Origin of the sequence: Fictibacillus aquaticus, from assembly GCF_002245695.1 — a bacterium.
Classification (GTDB): domain Bacteria; phylum Bacillota; class Bacilli; order Bacillales; family Fictibacillaceae; genus Fictibacillus; species Fictibacillus aquaticus.
Genome location: NZ_NOII01000043.1, coordinates 1 through 2,979 on the forward strand (window position 1 = coordinate 1; position 2,979 = coordinate 2,979).

At 45.0% G+C, this 2,979-nt stretch carries 4 protein-coding genes and 1 pseudogene; all 5 read right to left on the bottom strand.

The window, feature by feature from the left end:
• A pseudogene (locus CGZ90_RS19030) lies at positions 1-595 on the bottom strand (ribonuclease R); the annotation flags it as partial.
• 63 nt (positions 596-658) lie between these two features.
• The gene (locus tag CGZ90_RS19035) at positions 659-1,408 is read right to left on the bottom strand and encodes an alpha/beta hydrolase (protein WP_094254087.1); all 750 of its coding nucleotides are present in this window, start codon (positions 1,406-1,408) and stop codon (positions 659-661) included.
• A gap of 13 nt (positions 1,409-1,421) precedes the next feature.
• Positions 1,422-2,111, bottom strand: coding sequence for an alpha/beta hydrolase (locus CGZ90_RS19040; protein WP_094254088.1), 690 nt, complete (start codon positions 2,109-2,111; stop codon positions 1,422-1,424).
• 125 nt (positions 2,112-2,236) lie between these two features.
• Complete coding sequence (secG, locus tag CGZ90_RS19045) at positions 2,237-2,467, bottom strand: preprotein translocase subunit SecG (RefSeq protein WP_094254089.1); 231 nt, start codon at positions 2,465-2,467, stop codon at positions 2,237-2,239.
• Between the two features lie 97 nt (positions 2,468-2,564).
• Positions 2,565-2,864 (bottom strand): hypothetical protein, encoded by a 300-nt coding sequence (locus CGZ90_RS19050; protein ID WP_094254090.1) that lies wholly within the window; start codon positions 2,862-2,864, stop codon positions 2,565-2,567.
• Between the last annotated feature and the right edge of the window lie 115 nt (positions 2,865-2,979).

The following is a 2,979-nucleotide window of genomic DNA, read 5'->3' on the forward strand; positions in this document are numbered from 1 at the left end:
ATGACCGAAATGATATCAACACCTGGATCATTTTTATGTCCGATGATATGAATGATCTCTCCCTCGGCGCTGTTTCTGCCTTCAGGATATTTCACGATTTTCACGACAACTTTATGTCCTTCTACAGCGCCGTTCACTCCGTCTGCAGGTATAAAGATATCGTTAGGAATGCGTTTATCGTCCGCCACCACAAATCCGAAGCTGCGGCTTTCCTGGAACGTTCCGACAACCTCTGTCACACCGCGCTCTAAGATACGGATGATGGTACCTTCAGGACGTGAGCCTGATGAATCGGCATTCAGCCTGACANNCCGCTCATGGCACCGTTCATATCGGACTGAGAAATATACACATCCTTTTGGCCTTCTTCTTCCGGTATAAGGAAAGCAAACCCTTTTGCGTGGCCCTGCACTCTCCCCTTGATCAAGTTCATTTTCTGCGGCAAACCGTACCGATTTGTCCTCGTGCGGACTACCGCTCCCTCTTCTTCCATTTGATTCAATGTAAGAACGAGCTGCTTAAAGCCCTCAGCATCTTTAAGTTGAAGTGCTTCTTCAATCTCTTGTACCGTCAGCGGCTTCTCGGATTGCTGCATCACATCTAAAATTATTTGTTTATCCAAAATATTTCCTCCTTTTGGGATGGAAAATGGACAGCATTACTCTGACCAGTCAAGAGAATCAAGGAATGTATGGACATCCTTGTGAAGCTGTTCTTTTTCTTTACCCAATGTAATTACATGTGTTGAGTTCTCGTACCATTTCATATCTTTATGATCACTTTCGGCCTCTTCATATATAATATTTGCCGAATTGACGTCAATCATTTCATCATGTCTCGCCTGTACGACAAAAAGAGGCGCATAAACCATGTCCACCGAGTTTCGCACCTCTGCGATCAACTCCTGCAGTTCTTTCAATGTATTCATCGGTGTTTTTTCGAATTCTTCCATTTCGCGGTCTACCTGCTCAGGCGATTTGTTTTCCCTGCTTTTATATTCCCTTGCGTATTCGCATACTCCTTTAAACATGATCTCTTCGCTTTTAATGTACATCGGAGAGCACATTGGAACGACACCCATGACAGGCTGTGACGTTGCAAGCTTAAGGGAGAATACACCTCCAAGAGACAAGCCGCAGACAGCGATTTCGTCATACCCTTTTTCTTTCAGTTCAGTATAAGCTCCCATAACATCCTGCCACCAGTCGGCAGGTCCGGTCTTCACAAGTTCTTCCGGCGGCACGGCATGACCTTTATATTGCGGCGCCATGCATGTATAGCCGTGCTTGTTCAAGTAACGGCCCATCATCCTTACATCTGCTGAGCTTCCGGTAAAACCATGAAGCATAAGGACAGCACGCTTTCCTCCTTCAAAGAAAAATGGCTTTGGTGCGGTAATTTTCATCATGGTGCAAAACTCCTTACTTATTCATTAGAAATTTAAATACTTCTTCGATCAGCTGCTCCTGCTCCACATCGTGGCAGATCATGTGCTTTGACTGCTGCAGGTAGCACAGTTTCTTTTGCGAAGAAGGAATTGTCCTGTAAATGTATTCTGCGCTTTTCTTTGGCACAAGGCCGTCACATTCGCCCTGGATAATTAACGTTGGTGCTTTTATGTCTTGTATAGCAGGTTTCAGTGTTCGGACTAGCTTCCGGAATTCCCTTGTTGCGCTGAAGGGTGTGTCCATAAACTTTTTCCTATAGCGCAAGAACAGCTCATGGTCCTTCAGCTGTCCGGATATGCCTGATTTGATCACATCGGCAATATCCTTCAGCATTTGTGCTGGATTCATATAATAAGCGCTGGCACTGAGAAGGATCAGCTTATCGCAGCCATATTTGGATGCTAAGTAGCCGCCTATCATGCCGCCCATCGAGAATCCAAGTATGTAAATCGTATCGGTTTTCTCCCGCAGTTCAAGGTAGGCTTTTTCTGCTTCATCGATCCATTCCTGATGCGTGATTCCCTTTAGACTCAGCACATCACCATGACCGGGATAGGTAGGAACAGACAAAATCCAGTCTGTATTTTTTCTTAAATATTCAGTTACAGGTTCAATTTCATACGGACCTCCCGTAAACCCGTGGAGACAAAGACAGCCTATCATACAACCACCTTTTTTTCTTATAGGATACCCTATTATGGGCTCTGCGAACCATTTCCAGCTATATGGAAGGCTTCAGAGAATACGAAAACGGCAGGTGCATGTACACCTGCCGTTTCAAGGCTTTTTTATAGGAAATAAGCTACTGCGATAGATAGCACGAAGAACAAAGTTGCCAGGATTACTGTCAGCTTGCTCAATAGTGCATCGATGCCGCGTGCTTTTTGCTTTCCGAAAAGCTGTTCCGCACCGCCTGTAATCGCGCCAGAAAGGCCTGCAGAACGCCCTGATTGAAGGACGACTACAACGATAAGAGCGATGGACACGATAATGAGAAGAATGGTTGCTGCTGTCTGCATATGTAACACCTCCGCCATATCCGCTTTGCATTATCTTAAATGTATCACAGCAAAGAGGACGAGGCAAAGTGTTTTTCAATTTTTTCCGGCTGGCTTCTCATCCATTAAATTCTTTATGAAAAATATACAGCCTTAAAGCCCGAATTTCGCTCACTTTTTTATTGAGGAGGCCGATAATATGTACTTTCACGCCTGTTTTCACAGCCTCTTCAAGCGCGATGTCCAAAGTTTTATCTCCGTCCAGCAGCTCTGTTCCGGCATCAAGCTTTACCTTCAAAAGCTGCTGCTTATGCACGATAGTGAAGGCTGTTCCGCCCGCATCACGGACACTTCCGACAATGCTGACCGGGTCAGCCTGGTAACTTTGATGAGATGCATTCATGATGCTGCCCGACATTTCACTTCACCTCTTTGCATCGTTATATTTTACTATTACCCATCCTTAGAGGAGTTGGAACGTTTCACAATCACATCATCATAAGTTGCTGATTTGTCACGAGCCTCTTTGCCAT

Bases quoted from the DNA above. Each gene is read 5' to 3' on its own strand.
- secG (WP_094254089.1), bottom strand. From the start codon at position 2,467: ATGCAGACAGCAGCAACCATTCTTCTCATTATCGTGTCCATCGCTCTT.
- CGZ90_RS19040 (WP_094254088.1), bottom strand. From the start codon at position 2,111: ATGATAGGCTGTCTTTGTCTCCACGGGTTTACGGGAGGTCCGTATGAA.
- CGZ90_RS19035 (WP_094254087.1), bottom strand. From the start codon at position 1,408: ATGATGAAAATTACCGCACCAAAGCCATTTTTCTTTGAAGGAGGAAAG.
- CGZ90_RS19050 (WP_094254090.1), bottom strand. From the start codon at position 2,864: ATGTCGGGCAGCATCATGAATGCATCTCATCAAAGTTACCAGGCTGAC.